Raw genomic sequence first — 19152 nt, forward strand, 5'->3', positions numbered from 1 at the left:
GCCTTAGCTCGTGTCGAAAGATTATGTGTTTGGATGGCACGCCGTTGAAGCTGTGCTTAAAAGAGAGCCCGAGAGGCTGCAAAGGGTCTGGATCCAGACCGGAAGGCAGGACAAGCGCGTCGGACGGATTACTGAGGCGCTGGAGGATCTGGGTGTTGCCTGGAAAGTGGTGCACCGGAGAGAGCTGGATGAAAGGGTGTCCGGGGTTCACCAGGGCATTGTTGCGGCGGTGAGCGAGAGCCGTGAGTGGACGGAAGATGACTTGCTCTCGATGCTTTCCGCCGCCGATGCCCCGGCCTTTTTGTTGGTCCTGGACGGTGTGACGGATCCCCACAATCTCGGGGCTTGTCTGCGCACGGCCGACGCGGTTGGGGTTCAGGCAGTTGTTGTTCCAAAAGACAAGTCTGCCTCGCTGACACCTGTGGCGCGTAAGGTTGCGTGCGGAGCGGCTGAGACCGTGCCCTTCGTTCGGGTGACCAACCTTGCCCGTTTTCTGCGGACTATAAAGGACGAGGGGGTTTGGCTGATCGGAACCGCAGGGGAGGCTCAGGCGACTCTCTATCAGGCTGATTTCAAGGGTCCCGTTGCGCTCGTGATGGGGGCTGAGGGCAAGGGTATGCGCCGGCTGACGCGGGAGCATTGTGATCAACTGATCAATATCCCCATGTTGGGCCATGTAGACAGCCTGAACGTCTCTGTGGCTACCGGTGTCTGCCTGTACGAAGCGCTACGCCAGCGACTTGGTTAATGCTTGCACATCTGTCTTTGGGTGCCTAGAATACGTCACCCCTTTTTCTGGGGGTGGCGTGTTTTTGTCTGAATAACAGGCACTCCGCGTCTCGCCTTCGGTCAGTCTCGGTACGTATGAGGCTGAACCGAAAGCAAAAAATTGAAACTGACAGCTCCGGCTGTTTCCTCCTTGCTTTCATGTTTGGCTCGCAGGCTTCGCCCGTGGGTCGAAAAGGAAGCTGTTAAATCCGTAGGGAGAACTCATGCGTCACTACGAAATCGTATTTATGGTGCACCCGGATCAGAGCGAGCAGGTGCCCGCGATGATCGAGCGTTACACCAGTATTATCAGTGAAGATGGCGGTCAGGTTCACCGCCTGGAAGATTGGGGCCGTCGTCACCTGGCTTACCCGATCAACAAGATTCATAAAGCTCATTACGTGCTCATGAACATTGAATGTTCAAAGGCCGCTATGGACGAGCTGACTCACAACTTCCGGTTCAACGATGCCATCATCCGCGACCTGATTCTGCGTCGTGATGAAGCAGTTACCGACCTGTCTCCGATGAAAGCTGCCGAGTCCCGTGAAGACCGTCGTGGCGGTGGAGAGGATCGTCCGCGTCGTTCAGCTGAAGGCGAAGATCGCCGTAAAGCTGAAACCCAGGACGAAGAAGAGTAATTAATCGGAGTTGAGGAGTTACCGTTATGGCTCGTTTTTTCAGACGTCGTAAGTTCTGCCGTTTCACGGCAGAAGGTGTTAAAGAGATCGATTACAAAGATCTGGACACCCTGAAAGGCTACATCACTGAAACCGGCAAAATCGTGCCCAGCCGCATCACCGGCACCAAAGCACGTTATCAGCGTCAGCTGGCTACCGCTATCAAGCGTGCCCGCTACCTGGCACTGCTGCCGTACTCGGACAGCCACGATCACTAATAACAGATAGACAGGACTTGGGACCATGCGTGCACTCGCGCAGTATGTAATGCGAGGTCCCCTGCAGGCCAGCGGGGTAGCCGTCATAACGACGGCGTTGCCTTTGCTGTTCTGGATTGGCGCAGCTGTTGTCGGTCTGGTGATTCTCAGGCTTGGCATCAGCCAGGGGTTCAATATTGGCCTCTGGGCATTGCTTCCGGCGCTGGGCTGGAGCTGGTTTGGGCAGGACCCAACGGCTCTGGCTGTGCTGCTTCAGGTAATGCTGATGGCGTCGGTGCTCAGAACCACGCTGTCCTGGGAAAGAGCCCTGCTTGCGGGGAGCTTTCTGGCCATCATCACGGGCCTGTTGTTGCCTGTGGTGTATCCCGGATTGCTGGACGAACTGGTCCGCGCCGGGGTCAGTTTTTACGAAGACTACAATGCCCAGGTCGCCCAGACACTCGGGGATAACCTCGAAAAAGTCGTTCGGGAGACCATGAACGCCAGCATGGCGGGCACGTACCTGGCAACGGGTATTGCCATGACAATGCTGGCGAGGGCTTGGCAAGCCGGGCTGTATAACCCCGGCGGATTCCGAGAGGAATTCCATGCCCTGCGATTGTCACCTGCCATTGCGGTGGGCTGTGCGGTCGTCATGGTGGTTGGCCCGATGCTCGGGCTTAACGCCATGTTGCTGGTCTGGGTAGCGGGTACACCGCTATTTATTGCTGGCGTGGCATTGGTGCATGGTTTCGTGGGACGTAAGCAGCTGAGTGGCCAATGGCTGGTGATGTTTTACATCGCTCTGGTTCTGTTGGGGCCAAGTCTGATGATTCTGTTGGTGTTTTTGGCTTTTGTGGATAGCTGGCTGGATTTTCGGGGGCGCATCAAGCCTTCCGGACCGGCTGAATAAAGCACGAAGAGGTTAACGAGATGGAAGTTATTCTGCTCGAGAAAGTTGCAAACCTTGGCTCACTGGGTGACAAGGTTAAGGTTAAGGCCGGTTACGGTCGTAATTTCCTGCTTCCTTATGGCAAAGCCGTTCCTGCTACCGCAGAGAACGTGAAGGCGTTTGAAGAGCGTCGTGCAGAGCTGGAAAAGGCTGCCGCTGAGAAGCTGGCCGCTGCCCAGGCTCGCGCAGAGGCTCTGGAAGGTGCGTCCTTCACCATCACTTCCAAAGCGGGTGATGAAGGCAAGCTGTTTGGTTCTATCGGTGTGCGTGACATCGCGGATGCGGTGACTGCCGGTGGTACCGAGGTAGAGAAGAGCGAAGTGCGTCTGCCGGAAGGCCCGCTGCGGGTTACTGGTGAGTACGACATCGACCTTCAGCTGCACTCTGATGTTGAAGTGACCATCAAGCTGGCGGTCGTTGCCGAGTAATCGTCAACGTCCCTCTGGCGGGCCGGAATCTTCCGGCCTGGCTTGATGTAAACGGGCCCGGGCCGTCAATGGCTCCGGGCCCGTTTTTGTATGTATCATGGCAAAAACAAGCACTCCCAAAATCGAAGCCCAGCCCGTAAACTGTCAGCTTCGTGGTATCAAACTGAAGACGTCGTTATGGCCAAGTCCAATCTGAAATCCTCTACTACTGATCTTGAAACCAGTCGTGTGAAAGTGCCGCCGCATTCTGTTGAGGCGGAGCAGGCGGTCCTGGGCGGTCTCATGCTGGATAACCGGCGATTCGATGAGGTCTCGGAACTGATTTCCGCCGAGGATTTTTACCGTCAGGATCATCGCCTGATTTTCGGTGCCGTCGAACGTCTCGCCAGCGAAAGTGAGCCCCTGGATGTTGTTACCCTGGCCGAGTTTCTGGAGCGCGCGGGTGATATCGAAGACGCCGGCGGACTTTCGTATCTTGCGGAGCTGGCCGAGAAAACTCCGGGTGCGGCTAACATCAAGGCCTACGCCACTATCGTGCGCGAGCGGTCGGTGCTCCGTCAGCTGGTCGAGGTGTCCGGGACTATCGCAGACTCTGCGTTCAATCCACAGGGGCGCACCAGTGATGAGGTACTGGATGAGGCAGAACGGAGTGTGTTCCAGATTGCCGAGTCCCGTAACAAACAGGGCACGGGACCACAGACGATCAACCCGATCCTGACCAAGGCCCTGAGTCGTATCGAGGAATTGTTTGAATCCGGCGAACAAACCACGGGGCTGACGACCGGTTTCCGGGATCTGGATGAAAAGACATCCGGTATGCAGCCGGCGGATCTGATCATCGTGGCGGGTCGTCCCTCCATGGGTAAGACCACGTTTTCCATGAACCTGGTAGAGAACTCTCTGATCAGTACGGGCACGCCGGTTCTTGTGTTCAGTATGGAAATGCCCGCGGATTCTCTGGCCATGCGGATGCTGTCGTCGCTCGGTCGTATTGATCAGACCAAGGTGCGAAGCGGTAAGCTCGAAGAAGACGACTGGCCCCGGCTGACATCGGCAGTGAGCCTGTTGAAGGATAAGCCCCTGTACATCGATGACACCCCGGGACTGAGTCCGACTGAAATGCGTTCCCGCGCCCGTCGTGTTGCCCGGGAAAATGACGGCAAGATGGGCCTGATCATGGTGGACTACCTGCAGCTGATGCGGGTGCCGGGCAATACCGAAGGCCGGACGGCGGAAATTTCCGAAATCTCGCGCTCGCTCAAGGGTATCGCGAAGGAATTGAATTGCCCGGTAGTGGCTCTGTCGCAGCTCAACCGGAGTCTGGAGCAACGCCCGAACAAGCGTCCGGTAAACTCGGACCTTCGTGAATCCGGGGCGATCGAGCAGGATGCGGACGTCATCATGTTCGTATACCGGGATGAAGTCTACAACGAAGACACGCCGGACAAAGGCATTGCTGAAATCATCATTGGTAAGCAGCGTAATGGCCCTATTGGTACGGTTCGCCTGGCCTTCATTGGTAAGTACACCAAGTTCGAAGACCTGGCACACGGTGATTATGGCGATTTTGACGGAGAGTATTAATGCCGCGAAGTACTGTTGCACGAATTCACTTGGACTCCCTGCGCTACAACTATCAATTGGCGTCGGAACGGGCCGGTTCTGCTCAAGCCATGGCCGTGATCAAGGCGGACGGTTACGGGCACGGGATTGTTCAGGTCGCCTCTGCGCTGGCTGATCTGGCGCCAAAATTTGCGGTGGCCAGCCTGCAGGAGGCGCAGGCAATTCGCAGTGCCGGGCATACCCTGCCGGTGGTTCTGTTGCAGGGGCCTCATGAATTTGGCGACATCGAGCGTTGCGCTGAGCAAGGCTTTGAGCCGGTCCTGCACAGTGAGCAGCAACTTGGCTGGCTCGAAAAAAGCGTCTCTCGCGGCCCCTTCTGGTTGAAAGTAAACAGCGGCATGAACCGTCTCGGCTATGCGCCGCGAGGGCTGGCTGATGTGATGGGGCGATTGGAGGCCATTGGCGCAAACAAAAGTTTGTTGGGCTTTGTCACCCATTTTGCCTGCGCCGACGATGAGTCGAGTTCGATGACCGCCCAGCAGACCGCCAGTTTCGTGGACGCAACAGCGCCCTGGCCGGATTACATGAGAAGTGTGGGTAACTCCGGCGCGCATTTTATCCCGGGTCAGCCTTTGTTTGACTGGAGCCGGCCAGGGATCATGCTGTATGGCAGCTCACCCATGGCGGCTAAAACTGGCCCCGAGCTCGGGCTCAAGCCAGTGATGACCCTCGAGGCGCCGCTCATTTCCACGCGTACCCTCTGCAAGGGTGAAAGCGTTGGCTATGGGGCCAGTTTTATTGCCGATCGTGACATGCGAATGGGTATGGTCAGTATCGGGTATGGGGATGGCTATCCCCGGCATGCCGGCACCGACACTCCGGCGGCCATTCGGGGGCAGAAAATCCGCCTGATTGGACGGGTCTCGATGGATATGCTGGCGGTGGATCTGAGTGGGGCACCGGATGCTGCCGAGGGCGACACGGTGGAACTTTGGGGTCCAAACGTCAGTGTGGATGACGTCGCGCGCTGTGCCGAAACCATTGCCTACGAGTTGCTGACCGGCATTACAGCCCGGGTTCCCAGGCTGTATCAATAGCAGACGCTTTAATCAGGCCTGTTCGGGTTCGTGAATGATTTCTTCAATGAAATCGAGAATGGCCGCCAGGCTTCTGTCGTCGAGCTTCTTGAGCACTTTGTGGACCACCATCTTGCTGCCTTTCAGCATGCTGCCGATGCCCATGTTGGCCATGCCCATCATCATGCTGCCCGCTCTCAGGCGGCGCAGCGGTTCGATGAAGAAGAAGTCGAGCCCGTTCTCGGTCAGTTCGACGATCAGGGAGTAAAGCTGATCGATGGCTTCCTTGTCGGCCTTGCCCCGGCTGCGGAGCTGGCTGACGGTGTACAGAGCTCGGGTGCGTAGTTCATCCGGAATCGGCGCCACAATGTGGCTCTGTTGTTTCAGCATCTTGTTTCCTGTTACTTACTCATAAGTGAAGATAACGATATAAACTGCCGGTAGCCCGGACAAGCTGTTATTGTATGCCTCGGCTTCAAGAAGCCATTGGCTGACCTTTTCGGGGCTGCCGTCATATCTGTAATAGTCTGGAGGCGTTAATTCGTCGTGCACGTACTTGTTGTTCATGATTATGGTCCACTCGGGACGTTGCTGCTCGAACGCCTGCGCAACACTCCGTTGCAGGTGACTCCACTGCTGGTCAGTGACCCGGCCAGCGCCGATCTGCAAGCGGTACAGAGCTGGGTTCCGGAAGACACCGACCTGATCGTCAACGCACTCTGGCTGGTGGATCCGGAGGATGCCCAGAAAGATCCGGAAGACACCCACAAGGCTGCCTTTTCCCTGCCAGTGGCATTGGCCGAATGTGCCCGGGACCGGGACATTGCCCTGTTCCAGTTGTCCTCGTGTTATGTCTTCGATGGTCGCAAGCAGAGGGGCTACATCACCTCGAACCCGGGGCAGCCTTTCAATGAATTGGGTAACTGGCAGTGGGAGTGTGAACAGGCTCTGCGCACGCTGTTGCCGAGGCACATTATCTTGCGTACCGGGTGGAGTCTGTCGCGGTTTATTCGCAAGGTTCAGGCGAGCGCCTCTGCCGGGAATGCGTTGTCCATGCCGGGTCGCTGCCGGGGATTGCCGGTTGCCGTGGCCGATCTGGCCCGGGTGATGGCTGCTGTCATTCTTCAGCTCGATTGCGGCGCTGAGGTTTGGGGGACCTACCAGTATGCAGGTGCCGAAGAGGTGAATCTGTACGAACTGGGACAGGTGATTGTGGGTTTGCCCGGTATCCCGGAGAGCACAAGGGTCGTGGATGACGTGCCGGATTGGGCTCAGCTAGAACCGCTCAATACCACGTTAATCTGCACCAAAATCCGTAATACCTTTGGCATCAAGCAGCAGCCCTGGCGGTCGTTTCTGGCGGACGAAGCCGCCATGCTGACAGAGCCTGCAACGAAAGCGGAAAGGGTGCCGGCCAACTAACCAGGCCGGCCGTCAGTCCTGCCGGGTAGAATCGCGAGCCACCAGTTGCAGAGCATCCACATCCAGCAGTTCCAGGTCCCGGCCTCGCGCCTTGATCAGTCCCTGGTTCTGAAACCTCGTGAAGACCCGGCTCACCGTTTCCACGGCAAGGCCCAGGAAATTGGCAATATCACTGCGAGCCATCGGCAGGCTGAAGTGGGTGCCTGACATCCGACGACGCTCAAAACGGGAGGACAGGGACAGCAGCAAAGCGGCGATGCGCTCCTCAGCCGTATTCTTGCTCAGCAACATGGCCAGCTGATGGCCGTTCTGGATTTCCTGGCTCATCAGGTGATACATGTGGTGCTGAAGTTCCGGCATTTTGCCGGTCAGCTCTTCCAGCTTATCAACCGGAAACTCGCAGATACTGGTGCGTTCAAGGGCCCGTGCGGTGCAGGCATAGGTCTCGTGGCTCATGCTGTCGAGCCCGACCAGTTCGCCCGGCATGAAGAACCCGGTAATCTGTTCTTCGCCGCTTTCAGTGATGATGGAGGTCTTGACGGACCCGCTGCGCACTGCAAAACAGGCGCGGAACGGCGTGCTCTGATCAAAGATGTGCTCACCACGATTGAAAATGCGCCCTTGCTGGACAATGTCTTCCAGCCGATCAAGCTCATTTTCTTCCACAGCCAGAGGCAGGCACAGATTGCTGAGACTGCACTGGTGACATGAGGCTTTGAGTGATGAGGAGGTCCGATGGAGCCGGATAGGTTGGGCCATAGCGAGACGATCCGTTCGTTCTTATCCCTGACAAACCCGTACCTTAATACGTAACGGTGTCTTTGCCAATCGTTGGACTGACGTATTGCCGGGCCGTGAGACACAGGCCCGGCTGGTGCCTCCGAAGATTCAGTCCATCAGTTTTTCGAACACCAGGGTGGCGTTGGTGCCTCCGAACCCGAAACTGTTCGACATCACGGTGGAAAGATCGGCCTCCCGGGACTCGGGCCCCACGATAGGCAGCCCCTGAATCTTTTCATCCAGATTCTGCAGATTGGCGGTTCCGGCAATGAATCCGTGCTGCAGCATCAATAGCGAATAGATGGCTTCGTGTACGCCCGCGGCGCCCAGGGAATGCCCGGAAAGGGACTTGGTTGAGGAGACGGCGGGCACATCATCGCCAAAGGTGTTTCGCAATGCGCCCATTTCCGCCACATCCCCCACTGGGGTACTGGTGCCGTGGGCATTGATGTACTGCACCTTGCCGCGAATGGTGGCCATTGCCTGCTGCATGCAGCGCTGGGCACCCTCGCCGGAGGGGGCGACCATGTCGTAGCCATCTGACGTTGCACCATAGCCGGTCAGCTCCGCCAGAATCGTTGCACCGCGTTTGCGGGCGTGCTCCAGTTCCTCCAATACCATCATCCCGCCGCCGCCGGCGATCACGAAACCATCGCGCCCGCCGTCGAACGGGCGGGAGGCTGTCTCAGGGGCGTCGTTGTACTTGGTGGAAAGTGCGCCCATGGCGTCGAACATCATGGTCAGGCTCCAGTCTTCTTCCTCACCGCCGCCTGCAAACACGATGTCCTGCTTGCCGGCCTGGATCTGTTCCATGGCGTGGCCGATGCAGTGGGCGCTGGTGGCGCAGGCCGAGGACATGGAATAGTTCACACCCCGGATCTTGTAGGCCGTGGCCAGGCACGCCGATACGGTGCTGGTCATGATGCGCGGCACCATATACGGGCCGATACGTTTGACGCCTTTCTCCCGCATTGTGTCGGTGGCTTCCACCTGGCTGGAACAGGAGGCGCCGCCGGAACCGGCAATGAGCCCGGTCCGGTCGTTGGAAATCAACTCGTCGGTCAGGCCGGCCTGGGCGATGGCCTGTTCCATGGCCAGGTAGCTGTACATGGCGGATGGCCCCATGAAGCGCCGTATCTTCCGGTCGATAACGGATATGTCGATGTCCGGTGAACCGGAAACCTGGCTGCGAAACCCCTTGTCGGCGTAGGTCTGATTGAAACCGATGCCGGACCGTCCGTGTTTCAGGCTCTCAACAACCTCCTCCAGGCTGTTTCCAAGACAGGACACGATGCCCATGCCGGTGACGACAACGCGTCTCATATGCTCCTCCTGTTGCCCCGTTTAATGCATCGGGGCGGTTGAAATCGTGGAATAGGGGACAGTGTAGGCCCTGGGTGCTCCGGGGGATATTTGACCTTGGTAAGAGACGGCCGTTCGCGCTGGTTTCCGAGCCATAGCTGTTTCGTACAAGTCCGAGAGTTTATCTACTGGTAAAGTGACGGTATCTGATGGAACAACAACAAGGAGAATTGACATGCGTTCGTTGCAGCAATTTTTGAGTGACTACGGAGACAGCCACCAGAATCCACTCAATCAGTGGATTCATATTGTCTGCGTACCCGCCATTCTTATCTCGACTCTGGGCCTGCTATGGCTGGTGCCCATTGGTAGCTGGCTCGGCCTGAGTGGGGCAGCGGCGGAATGGGTAAACGGCGCCACCCTGCTGGGCGTGCTCTCCGGCATTCTGTACCTGCGATTGTCGTTCTGGGTATTCCTGCTGATGGTGGGCTGGTTTGCGGTGTCCGTCTGGGCAATCCTGAGTGTGAAGGCCGCGGGATGGTCGCTGTTCTGGACCAGTCTTATTATCTGGGTGCTGGCCTGGGTCGTTCAGGTATACGGCCACAAGGTCGAGGGTAAGAAGCCGTCCTTCGTGGAAGACCTGGTGTTTCTGCTGATTGGCCCGATTTTCGTCAGTGTTGAATTTGCGGCCAAGCTGGGGATTCCCGTGCCCCACGCCCAGGGTACCGGTGGCAACACACCAGCCCAGAACCATTAATTGACGGTTTGCTGGTAGCGGATGGCGATTGCGCCGGCCTGCGGTATGCTTCGGGCAGACAACGAAATTTATGACTGGCTTGGTTATGCAGCAATCGCCCCACGGCACCCTGTTTCTATGGCCCGATCACTGGCACGTGGTCGGGCGCCTGATGCCCAATCGACCGCACCGGCACATCAGTGCGTCCTGGCTGGTGGGGCTGGATGGGTGTTTCCGTATCCGCGTGGATGGCCACTGGCGAATGACGCGCGCTGCGCTCGTCGCACCGGATGTGGAGCAGTCCCTGGAGCCAGGCGATACCCGAATGTGGTGCGCCCAGCTGGACCCGGACAGCCGTTACTGGCGTTCGCTGTGTCATTTGCTTGAGGAGCGGAGTTGGGTTGAGGTCTCCCACTCAGTAGAGGAGTTGGATAGCATCGCGGACATGGGCTGTGCCGGGGTGCATGAGGCTCTGCTGAATATCCTGCAGGCATTGGGCGAGAGGCCCGAACCACTGGATGACCGGGTTCAACAGGTGTGTGGATTACTGAGGGCCGAGTTGCCTGAAAGAATTCAGGTGGCTTCACTGGCGGCTTCGGTGGGGCTGTCACCGTCGCGGCTCAGCCATTTATTTCGGCAGCAGGTGGGCGTTCCCCTGCGCCGGTTTCTGTTGCACCTGAAGGTGAACCAGGTATTGGCCCACTGGGAGCGGGGAAAAACCGTGTCCCAGCTCGCCCTGGACGCGGGATTCTACGACCAGCCCCATTTTGTACGAACGGCCCGTGACATGTTCGATGCCCTGCCATCCGAATACGTGACCACCGGCTGGTTTAACGTTTGCCGGTGCGGTCTTTCTTCTTCCTCTTAACATCCTTCTGAGCAGCTTTCTGGGCGGCTTTTTCAGCGGCTTCGCGTTCGGCCTCAGCAAGCTCCTGTTCCACCATCTCTGGTGTTTCCAGCGAAATCTGGCCTAATGTGCCGCTGCGAAATTCGTTCAGCAGCACTTCCGATACCTTGTGCAGGTCCGGTATGCCACCTCGACCGAAAAAGCGCCGTTTGGCTGCGATGGCATCCATGAGTCCAAGTCCGTCTTCCGGCAATGGATTCACTCCGTAGCGCGCCTGCACGAGCTCTGGGTATGCCTGTATGAGGTAGTCTGCTTCAAACAGGGCAATGTCTTCGAAATCCAGCACGGCGCTGCGAATGGCACCGCTGACGGCAAGCCGGTAACCACTGGCCTCCGGCGACAGCTTGGGCCAGAGAAAACCCGGGGTGTCGTACAAAAGGATGTTATCCGGCAGCTTGATGGCCTGTTGGGCCCGGGTAACGGCCGGCTCGTTGCCGGTTTTTGCCACCGGGCGGCCAGCCAGTGTGTTTATGATGGTGGATTTCCCGACATTCGGAATGCCCAGAATCATTACCCGAAGGGCGCTTTTCTGCAGATCATGGTCGGGCGTCATCTCCTGGGCCAGCTCAAGGATGCCGAGGGCTTCGTGGCGCTGGTTGTGGGTGAGGGTGATGGTGCGAACCCCCCGCTCGCGCTCAAGCCAGGTCTGCCAGCGTTCTGTGATCTCCGGATCCGCCAGGTCGCGCTTGTTCAGAACCTTGATGACGGGTTTGTCTCCACGCAGGGCCGGCACCAGCGGATTTTCGCTGCTGAACGGTATCCGGGCATCGAGCACTTCGATGATCAGATCCATCTGGGGCATGACCTGTTTGATCTCCTTGCGGGCCTTGTGCATATGCCCGGGAAACCAGTTAATTGCCATGATTGCTACTCCGCCGATGATTGAACGGCGCCATTATGAAGGGGAATGGCCAGTTTTTCACTTGTTGAAGGCTGCCCGGGTGTGAGTCACCCGGGCAGCGCCAAACGGAAATTCATACGAGAAATCCACCACAAAGGGGCAGGAATGGGATGCAAAGGCGGGCCCGGATGTTTTAGGGTGTACGACCTGTGACGAGAAAAATACATGTTTGTGGTCTCGTGAGTTAGGCCACCCTATTAACGGAGAAGTTTATGAAGCTCGGTAAATTGATTGGTTCGGCACTCATCGCTCTGTCTTTGTCAGCGCCGGTAGCTGCGCAGGCCCCGGCTGGTCAGCCCGACCAGGTAGATCAGCTGGCGCAGCTGGTAGGGTTGTCGGATGACCAGCAAACAGAGATCCGCGGCATTATTGACGAGATGCAGGGGCAGATTGGCGAGCTTCAGCAGGAAGCCCGGACACTACAGCAAGCACTGCAGGCCGAAATCAAGGCCGACTACGATGAAGCCACGATTCGTGAAAGTGCCGAGGAGCTGGGCGAGCTGACTGGTGAAATCGCTGCATTGTCGACCCTGATGCAGGCCAAAGTAGACAGCGTGTTCACTGATGAGCAGCGTGACGAACTGGACCGCCGGATGAAGCAGATGCAACAGCAGATGCAACAACAGCGTCAGATGATGCAGCAGCCGGGGCAGTAATACGGCTCTGCCTGTATCGTTGAAATGAAAAGGCCGCATCATTTGATGCGGCCTTTTTTGTGTCAGTTGGCAGTCTGGGTGTTGCTGGAACTGCCTTCCGGACCGAAGGGTTTGGTCAGGACAATCAGGCGCGGCAGCAATGTCAGTGCGCCAACCAGTGCCATGAACATGGCGAAGCCGGTGAACAGGCCAAAGTAGATGGTCGGAATAAAGTTTGACAGCACCAGGATGGAGAAGCCCGAGATGATCGTCAGGGAGGTGTAGAACATCGCCTGGCCGATGCTGCGATGGCAGCGATGCATGGCGGCCAGGTAGTCACCGTCCTTGCGGATTTCCACACGGAACCGGTGGATATAGTGGATGGTGTCGTCGACGGCAATGCCCACGGTGATGGCCGCGACGGTGATGGTCATCATATCCAGCGGAATGCCCAGCCAACCCATCAGCCCCAGGACCGATCCGGCGGCAATGAGGTTGGGGGCAATACCCACCAGCGCCAGCTTCAGCGACCGGAACAGCAGCAGGAACATCACCAGAATGGCCAGCAGCACCACACCAATGGTCTTGATCTGGGAGTCGAACAGGCTTTGCAGCATATTGTTGTACATCACCGTCATGCCGGTGAAGAGCACCTGGTCATCCTCGAAGTCCAGCTCTGTAGTCAGGTGCTCTCTGATGCGATCCAGCAGCGCCTGGCGCCGGAGATCTGGCATGGTTTCCAGGATACGGATGCTGAAACGGGCCTGGTCGTGTTCTTCGGAAATGTAGGGCGTGAGCAGGATATCCTTGAGATCATCCGGCACGGCCGCCGGTACAAACGCAAGTTCCAGCGCGTCCAGAGGTTCGCCCTGATTGATCCTGGCCAGAATCGCGAGAGTGGTGTCGATGGACAGCACCTTGCCGGTTTCCGGCAGGCTCTCCAGATAACTGTGGACCTTCTCCAGCCGACTCATTTTCTGATAGGTGTACCAGGTGTCCCGGTACTCCTCGGCGCCGCCACAATCGTCGACAAACGGATCGCAACTGCTGGCAAAGGGGTCGCCATCCACGGCCGCGTCTTCAGGCGGCAGGTCGTCGGTAATCACCACATCCAGCGGCGTGGTGCCGCCCAGCCGGTTATCGATGGTCACCATGCCCTGGTGGATTTCCGTCGATGACTTGAAGTAATCGACGAAGCTGTTTTCCACGGTCAGTCGGCTGATACCGATCACACACAGCACCGCGATGACCATCGATCCCACGAGCACCAGGGAGCCAAACCGTTCAGTGAAGCGGGCGAAAGCATCGGTAAAGGGAATTCGGTCGGAGGTCACCCGCTTGTCAAGAGGCGGCGGTAGCAACGCCAGAAGCGCCGGGAAGACCACGAAGGTGATCAGGAAGGCCACGGCGAGGCCGAGGGTCATCATCCAGCCAAAATCAATGACCGGGCGGATACCGCTGAAGGTCAGGGAACCAAACGCCACAATGGTGGTGATTGCCATGTAGAAACAGGGTTTGACCATGGCATACACGGTCTTGCGGAGCGTATCGCGGGCGGCGGCTTCCGGTTCGTCGTGCTGGAACTCCCGGTAGCGCACGATCAGGTGGATGGTCAGTGACAGGGTCATGATCAGCAGCAGGGCGACGAAATTTGAGGAAATCACCGTCACCGGCCACTGTGCCCAGCCCAGGAAGCCAATCATCAACCACACGGTAAAGCTGCAGCACAGCAGGGGCACCAGCACCCAGCGCCACTGGCGGAAGATGATCGCCAGCGTCACCAACAGGAACACCAGAACGCCCAGACCGAAGGTGGACAGGTCGTTCTGGATAAACCGGATCATGTCCGAAACCACCATGGGTACACCGCCAAGGTGAATATCAGCCTTGTGGCGATGCTGGTCGAGAATGTCTCGAACGCGATTAATGGTGGCGTCCCGCTCCTTTCCGAGTTGCTCGGTATAACCGATAAAAGCGTCCCGCGCCCTTTCGTATTGAGTCTGTTGCTCGGCGCTTGCATCGCCGGCGGCCAAGAGGTCACGCAGTCGATTGCGTTCGTTCAGTAATTCAAAGTATTTCTCTGGAGTGGGCAGATTGACCTGAATGGCGGTGGTCTGACCGTCCTCGCTGATCAGCAGGTTGGGGTACAGCGGGTTGTTGAGGAGGGCACCGCGCGCGGTTTCAGGCGGAACGTCATGCTCGTCCAGGGTTTTGATTTCCGAGTCGGCGGTGTCCAGCGTCAGGTCCGGGCTGTGGAGCAGTGGCACATTGAGGATGCTGTTGGTCGAGCCAACGGCGTCCAGTGCCTGAAGTTCGTCCCGCAGACCGCGCAGATCCGACAGACCCTGCTCGGAGAAAAGCGTGTCGTGGGGCGTGTAGGTAACCACCAGGAAATCGTCGGAGGTGGTAAAACGCCGGTTCACCTGACGGTACTGTTCCAGTGATCGGTCGTTCTCCAGAACCAGGGATTCGGCCGAAGCATCGAGGCGGAACTGGTCAAAACGAAGGGCTGCCAGGCCCAAGAGAAGGGCGAGGGCGGCCAGCACCATCAGCGGGTGTGGCAGTATCAGGCGATTATACAGATTGGAAAGCCGGTTCATGGATGGACAACTCTGCGCAAAAACGAGCGCAGAGTTTGCCATAAATGCCGGTAAACTGTGACCTTTCGGGGCGGGTTATCGGCGATCCGTGGGCGTCAGTCGAGGGATTTGACAGGAATTTGCATCGCATTGGCCGACGCAGGAACGTCTGGCACCGCCAGGCCAAGGTTGTTCTTGTCGAACACCTTGTCGGCCCGATAACTGGAGCGGACCATGGGGCCGGACGGCACTTCCATGAAACCTTTTTCCAGACCGATTTCCCGGTACCGGTTGAACTCCTCGGGGGTGACGTAACGCTCAACCGGCAGGTGGTTGGGTGTCGGGCGAAGGTACTGGCCCAGAGTAAGGATATCCACGCCAATGGCACGCAGGTCGTCCATGGTTTGCAGGATTTCTTCCTCGGTTTCGCCCAGGCCCAGCATCAGGCTGGTCTTGGTCAGGATGTCCGGGCGGTATTCCTTGGCGTGTTTCAGAACACTCAGGGTTTTCTGGTAGCCAGCGCGCGGGTCGCGGACGCGATGGGTCAGCCGATCCACGGTTTCGACATTCTGGGCGAAGACGTCGAGTCCTGAATCCACCACTTTCTCGACGTCCGACATTACCGCGTCGAAATCGGGGGTCAGTGCTTCGACCGCCACTTCGGGTGTGCGCTGTTTGATGGCCGCCACGCAGGCGGCGTAGTGGCTGGCACCGCCATCGGCAAGGTCGTCACGGTCGACGGAGGTGAGCACGATGTAGCGAAGCCCCATCAGTTCGACCGACTTGGCCGTGTTCTCGGGCTCTTCGTGATCCAGCCACCCCTTGGGATTCCCGGTGTCGACAGCGCAGAACTTGCAGGCCCGGGTACAGACCGATCCCATCACCATGATGGTGGCGGTGCCCGCGGTCCAGCACTCGCCGATATTGGGGCAATGGGATTCCTGGCAAACGGTACTCAGTCGGTGTTCCTGAACGTTGCGACGAACGGCTTCATAGCGCTCCCCGCCGGGCATGCGGGCCCGCAGCCACTTTGGCTTGCGTTCCAGCGGGCGGTTCTCGGAGTTGTCGCCGGAGGATCGCTTCACACCATCCTTGATGGCAGAAAAGCCGTGCTCACTGCGAAATTTGGAACCACTGGTAATGCGGGGTTTTGCGCTGTCGCTCATTCCAACCGGACTCTTTTGTTGAGGCTTGCGGGGCATTTAAGAGTAATGTCCGGCCCCCGGAGATACAAGGCGGGTACGGGCAATCACGGGGATCGACCGGGCACGACATTGGTCGTACCCGGTGTCTGGGTCAGGCCTGGGAAGCCGCCAGTGCCTGAGTGATGTCCGCGATGATGTCGTCCACATGTTCAAGGCCAATGGACAGCCGGACAAGGTCCTCACTGACGCCGGCGCTGCGCAACTCATCCGGCCCCAGCTGGCGGTGGGTAGTGCTCGCCGGGTGGCAGGCCAGGGATTTCGCATCGCCGATGTTCACCAGACGGTAAATCAGCTGCAGGGCATCAATGAATTTTGCACCGGCTTCCAGCCCGCCCCGAATGCCAAAGCTCAGGATGCCAGAGGCCTTGCCGCCACAGATCTTGTCACAGGTGGCTTTGTAGGGGCTGTTCGGCAAGGCTGCATAATTGACCCACTCAACCGCCTCGTGCTGTTCCAGGAAGCTGGCAACTGTCTCGGCATTCTGGCAGTGGCGCTCCATACGGAGAGACAGGGTTTCAAGCCCCTGCATGATCAGGAAGGCATTGAACGGTGACAGGGCCGCACCGGTGTTGCGCAGGGGGACGACCCGGCATCGGCCAATGAAGGCGGCAGGGCCAAGGGCTTCGGTGTACACCACGCCGTGGTAGGACGGATCCGGCTCGTTCAGCATCGGGAACTTGTCGGCGCTGGCTTTCCAGTCGAACTTGCCGGAATCCACGACGATGCCCGCCACGGTCGTTCCGTGCCCACCGATGTACTTGGTCAGCGAGTGGATGACGATATCTGCACCGTACTCGATGGGGCGACACAGGAAGGGGGTTGCGACGGTGTTGTCCACCATCAGGGGAATGCCGTGGCGGTGGGCGATCTCGGCCCAGCGCTGAATGTCGACGATGTTGCCCGCCGGATTACCGATGGACTCGCAGAACAGGGCGCGAGTGTTCTCATCGATCGCCTTTTCCACCGCGTCGAAGTCATCGTGGGGCACCATGCGACACTCAATGCCCTGGTTGGGCAATGAATGGGCGAACAGATTGTAGGTGCCACCATACAGCTGGCTGGTGCTGACGATGTTGTTACCAACCTTACAGATCGTCTGCAGGGAGTAGGTGATGGCGGCCATGCCCGAGGCCAGTGCGAGTGCGCCGACGCCACCTTCCAGTTGTGTCATCCGTTCTTCCAGCACCGCATTGGTTGGATTCATGATGCGCGAATAGATGTTGCCCGGGACTTTCAGGTCGAAGAGGTCAGCCCCATGCTGGGTATTGTCAAAGGTGAACGATGTGGTCTGGTAGATGGGCGTGGTGGCCGCATGAGTCGTGGGATCGCCATTGAATCCGGCGTGCAGAGCGAGCGTTTCGAGTTTCATTGCAACGTCCTTGCAGGTTGGTTGTTGGTGTTGTTGGGTAATTCCTTTCTGGATTGAATCGTGTCCGGTAAGTTACCGGTCAGATCATTGCGTCGTATACCAGTTTGCGGACTTCCTCCCGAACCGGGTAGGCCGACGAAGGCATCAACTGTGTCATAAAAATTAGGACCAGTTCGTTGGCTGGGTCAACCTGGAAATAGGTGCCTGCCAGACCTCCCCAGCCAAACTCGCCAATGGAGCCCGCGGTTGAGTGGGGCGATTCGGCAATTCTGACGGCAAAGCCGAGCCCAAAACCATTGCCAATTCGGGATGATTCACTGAATGGAGCGATCGACAGTGCCGGGATGTCTTTATTGTCCGGCAGGTGGTTCTGGCGCATCAGATCCAGGGTGTCACGGCGGATGATACGGCGCCCGCGGTATTCACCGCCCTGGCACAGAGCCTGGGCGAAAGCGTGGTAGTCGTCCAGGGTGGACACCAGTCCCCCGCCCCCGGACAGGAAACGGGGTTCGCGCAAGTAGCGGGAGCGCTCCGGGTCGTCCTGCAGCTTCATCTGGTCACCCGGTTGGTGCAGGTAGCAGGCGGCAAGGCGCGATCGTTTCTCTGGTGGAACATGAAAACCGGTGTCGTCCATGCCCAGTGGGCGAAAAATGTGCTGCTGGAAATAGTCAGCCAGCGACTGGCCGGATAGTTGCTGGACCAGGTAACCCAGCACATCGGTGGATACCGAGTAATTCCAGGCAGTACCGGGTGAGAACTCCAGTGGCAGATCGGTCAGGCGCTGGATCAGCTTGTCCAGCGTCAGGGTGCCGCTGCCATCCAGCTTCAGACGACGATACGCGGCATCTACCGGCGTTTGCTCCAGGAAGCCATAGGTCAGCCCGGAAGTATGGGTCATCAGATCCCGAATGGTCATCGGCTTGCTGAGAGAACGGGTCTGGAAATCGGGCCAGTGCCCGTTGTCGTAGACTTCCAGACGCTGCCACCCCGGAATATAACGGTGCACGGGATCGTCCAGCTTGAACAGGCCTCTCTCATAAAGCTGCATCATGGCAATGGAGGTGACCGGCTTGGTCATCGAGTAGATCCGGAAAATCGTATCATCAGCCAGGGGTCTCTGGCGCTCTACATCCATCCAGCCCTGCGCGCGTTGCCATACTGCTTTCCCGTGGCGGGCCACCAGCGTGACGGCACAAGGAAGCTTGCCCGGTTGCAGGTAATGGTGATCCAGATAAGCGGCAATGCGTTCAAGGCGCTCGACTGAAAAGCCAGCGACATCTTCATCGGCAGACATACGGTTCTCCTCGGCAGAGTAGGGAGCTTATGCCAATGTCGATGCGGGGAGAAGGGGGGATGTCACCGTCACTTTTTCGGGGGTTATCTGTCGCGAAAAACGTGCGGTACGTCACGTATTTCCTATACTGCTAGATTACCCGGGGACAAAGATGTCCCGCGCCTGGCGAGATCAAGGAAGCCGAGCAATGAAAACCAAACCGCTGTTCAGGACCTCTTTGTGGGTGCTGGTCACATTCGGGTTTGGCTGTACCGAGAGCGAAACGACGTTCAAGGAGGACCCGGATACGGCTCCTCCTCCCAGGGCTGCTCCGTCGCCGGGCGAGCCGAGAATGCCTTTTCCGGGTGAACCGGAACCG

19 protein-coding genes are annotated in these 19152 nt (G+C 58.1%); 11 read left to right on the top strand and 8 right to left on the bottom strand.

Annotated features, from left to right (window positions below):
* Positions 1–10: 10 nt before the first annotated feature.
* The 7 genes from rlmB to alr all read left to right on the top strand — a co-directional run bounded on the left by rlmB (position 11) and on the right by alr (position 5685).
* Entirely contained in the window at positions 11–748 is a 738-nt protein-coding gene (gene rlmB, locus K8I84_RS00420) for a 23S rRNA (guanosine(2251)-2'-O)-methyltransferase RlmB (RefSeq protein WP_223792748.1), read from the top strand.
* 244 nt (positions 749–992) lie between these two features.
* Positions 993–1409, top strand: coding sequence for a 30S ribosomal protein S6 (gene rpsF, locus K8I84_RS00425; protein ID WP_223792749.1), 417 nt, complete (start codon positions 993–995; stop codon positions 1407–1409).
* Between the two features lie 26 nt (positions 1410–1435).
* Positions 1436–1666 carry a 30S ribosomal protein S18 gene (rpsR, locus tag K8I84_RS00430; protein ID WP_206645447.1) on the top strand — a complete coding sequence of 77 codons (231 nt, stop codon included), beginning with the start codon at positions 1436–1438 and terminating at the stop codon, positions 1664–1666.
* A 25-nt stretch (positions 1667–1691) separates the two neighbouring features.
* Positions 1692–2558 (top strand): hypothetical protein, encoded by an 867-nt coding sequence (locus tag K8I84_RS00435; RefSeq protein WP_223792750.1) that lies wholly within the window; start codon positions 1692–1694, stop codon positions 2556–2558.
* 20 nt (positions 2559–2578) lie between these two features.
* Positions 2579–3025: a 50S ribosomal protein L9 gene (rplI, locus tag K8I84_RS00440; protein ID WP_223792751.1), complete on the top strand. Its 447-nt coding sequence runs from the start codon at positions 2579–2581 to the stop codon at positions 3023–3025.
* A 177-nt stretch (positions 3026–3202) separates the two neighbouring features.
* Entirely contained in the window at positions 3203–4609 is a 1407-nt protein-coding gene (dnaB, locus tag K8I84_RS00445; protein ID WP_223792752.1) for a replicative DNA helicase, read from the top strand.
* Entirely contained in the window at positions 4609–5685 is a 1077-nt protein-coding gene (gene alr, locus K8I84_RS00450) for an alanine racemase (RefSeq protein WP_223792753.1), read from the top strand. Before dnaB ends, alr begins: the two co-directional genes overlap by 1 nt.
* Positions 5686–5697: 12 nt before the next feature.
* Here alr and K8I84_RS00455 read toward each other — a convergent pair whose 3' ends face one another.
* Positions 5698–6054: a hypothetical protein gene (locus K8I84_RS00455; protein ID WP_223792754.1), complete on the bottom strand. Its 357-nt coding sequence runs from the start codon at positions 6052–6054 to the stop codon at positions 5698–5700.
* Between the two features lie 156 nt (positions 6055–6210).
* Between K8I84_RS00455 and K8I84_RS00460 the strand changes: the two genes are divergently transcribed.
* Positions 6211–7086, top strand: coding sequence for an SDR family oxidoreductase (locus K8I84_RS00460; protein ID WP_223792755.1), 876 nt, complete (start codon positions 6211–6213; stop codon positions 7084–7086).
* Between the two features lie 12 nt (positions 7087–7098).
* On the opposite strand, the gene fnr is transcribed toward K8I84_RS00460, so the two are convergent.
* Positions 7099–7845: a fumarate/nitrate reduction transcriptional regulator Fnr gene (fnr, locus tag K8I84_RS00465; RefSeq protein ID WP_223792756.1), complete on the bottom strand. Its 747-nt coding sequence runs from the start codon at positions 7843–7845 to the stop codon at positions 7099–7101.
* Between the two features lie 129 nt (positions 7846–7974).
* Positions 7975–9189: a beta-ketoacyl-ACP synthase I gene (gene fabB / locus K8I84_RS00470; protein WP_223792757.1), complete on the bottom strand. Its 1215-nt coding sequence runs from the start codon at positions 9187–9189 to the stop codon at positions 7975–7977.
* Positions 9190–9403: 214 nt separating this feature from the next.
* On the opposite strand from fabB, the gene K8I84_RS00475 reads away from it, so the two are divergent.
* Together K8I84_RS00475 and K8I84_RS00480 are read left to right on the top strand one after the other, a co-directional pair.
* The gene (locus K8I84_RS00475; RefSeq protein ID WP_223792758.1) at positions 9404–9925 is read left to right on the top strand and encodes a DUF962 domain-containing protein; all 522 of its coding nucleotides are present in this window, start codon (positions 9404–9406) and stop codon (positions 9923–9925) included.
* Between the two features lie 70 nt (positions 9926–9995).
* A complete protein-coding gene (locus K8I84_RS00480) occupies positions 9996–10772 on the top strand; it encodes a helix-turn-helix domain-containing protein (RefSeq protein ID WP_223792759.1) in 777 nt (258 codons plus the stop codon).
* Here the strand turns inward: K8I84_RS00480 and ylqF are convergent.
* The gene (ylqF, locus tag K8I84_RS00485; protein WP_223792760.1) at positions 10735–11673 is read right to left on the bottom strand and encodes a ribosome biogenesis GTPase YlqF; all 939 of its coding nucleotides are present in this window, start codon (positions 11671–11673) and stop codon (positions 10735–10737) included. The two genes, K8I84_RS00480 and ylqF, sit on opposite strands and share 38 nt — an antisense overlap.
* Positions 11674–11924: 251 nt before the next feature.
* On the opposite strand from ylqF, the gene K8I84_RS00490 reads away from it, so the two are divergent.
* Positions 11925–12368 (top strand): Spy/CpxP family protein refolding chaperone, encoded by a 444-nt coding sequence (locus K8I84_RS00490; protein WP_223792761.1) that lies wholly within the window; start codon positions 11925–11927, stop codon positions 12366–12368.
* A gap of 62 nt (positions 12369–12430) precedes the next feature.
* Here K8I84_RS00490 and K8I84_RS00495 read toward each other — a convergent pair whose 3' ends face one another.
* The 4 genes from K8I84_RS00495 to K8I84_RS00510 all read right to left on the bottom strand — a co-directional run bounded on the left by K8I84_RS00495 (position 12431) and on the right by K8I84_RS00510 (position 18794).
* Positions 12431–14947, bottom strand: a complete 2517-nt coding sequence (locus tag K8I84_RS00495; protein ID WP_223792762.1) for an efflux RND transporter permease subunit — start codon at positions 14945–14947, stop codon at positions 12431–12433.
* Positions 14948–15042: 95 nt separating this feature from the next.
* Entirely contained in the window at positions 15043–16092 is a 1050-nt protein-coding gene (gene lipA / locus K8I84_RS00500; RefSeq protein ID WP_223792763.1) for a lipoyl synthase, read from the bottom strand.
* 130 nt (positions 16093–16222) lie between these two features.
* Entirely contained in the window at positions 16223–17500 is a 1278-nt protein-coding gene (locus K8I84_RS00505) for an O-acetylhomoserine aminocarboxypropyltransferase/cysteine synthase family protein (RefSeq protein WP_223792764.1), read from the bottom strand.
* Positions 17501–17579: 79 nt separating this feature from the next.
* Positions 17580–18794 carry a serine hydrolase domain-containing protein gene (locus tag K8I84_RS00510; protein WP_223792765.1) on the bottom strand — a complete coding sequence of 405 codons (1215 nt, stop codon included), beginning with the start codon at positions 18792–18794 and terminating at the stop codon, positions 17580–17582.
* Positions 18795–19152: the final 358 nt, after the last annotated feature.

Source organism: Marinobacter sp. F4216, from assembly GCF_019931195.1.
GTDB classification, from domain to species: Bacteria; Pseudomonadota; Gammaproteobacteria; order Pseudomonadales; family Oleiphilaceae; genus Marinobacter; species Marinobacter suaedae.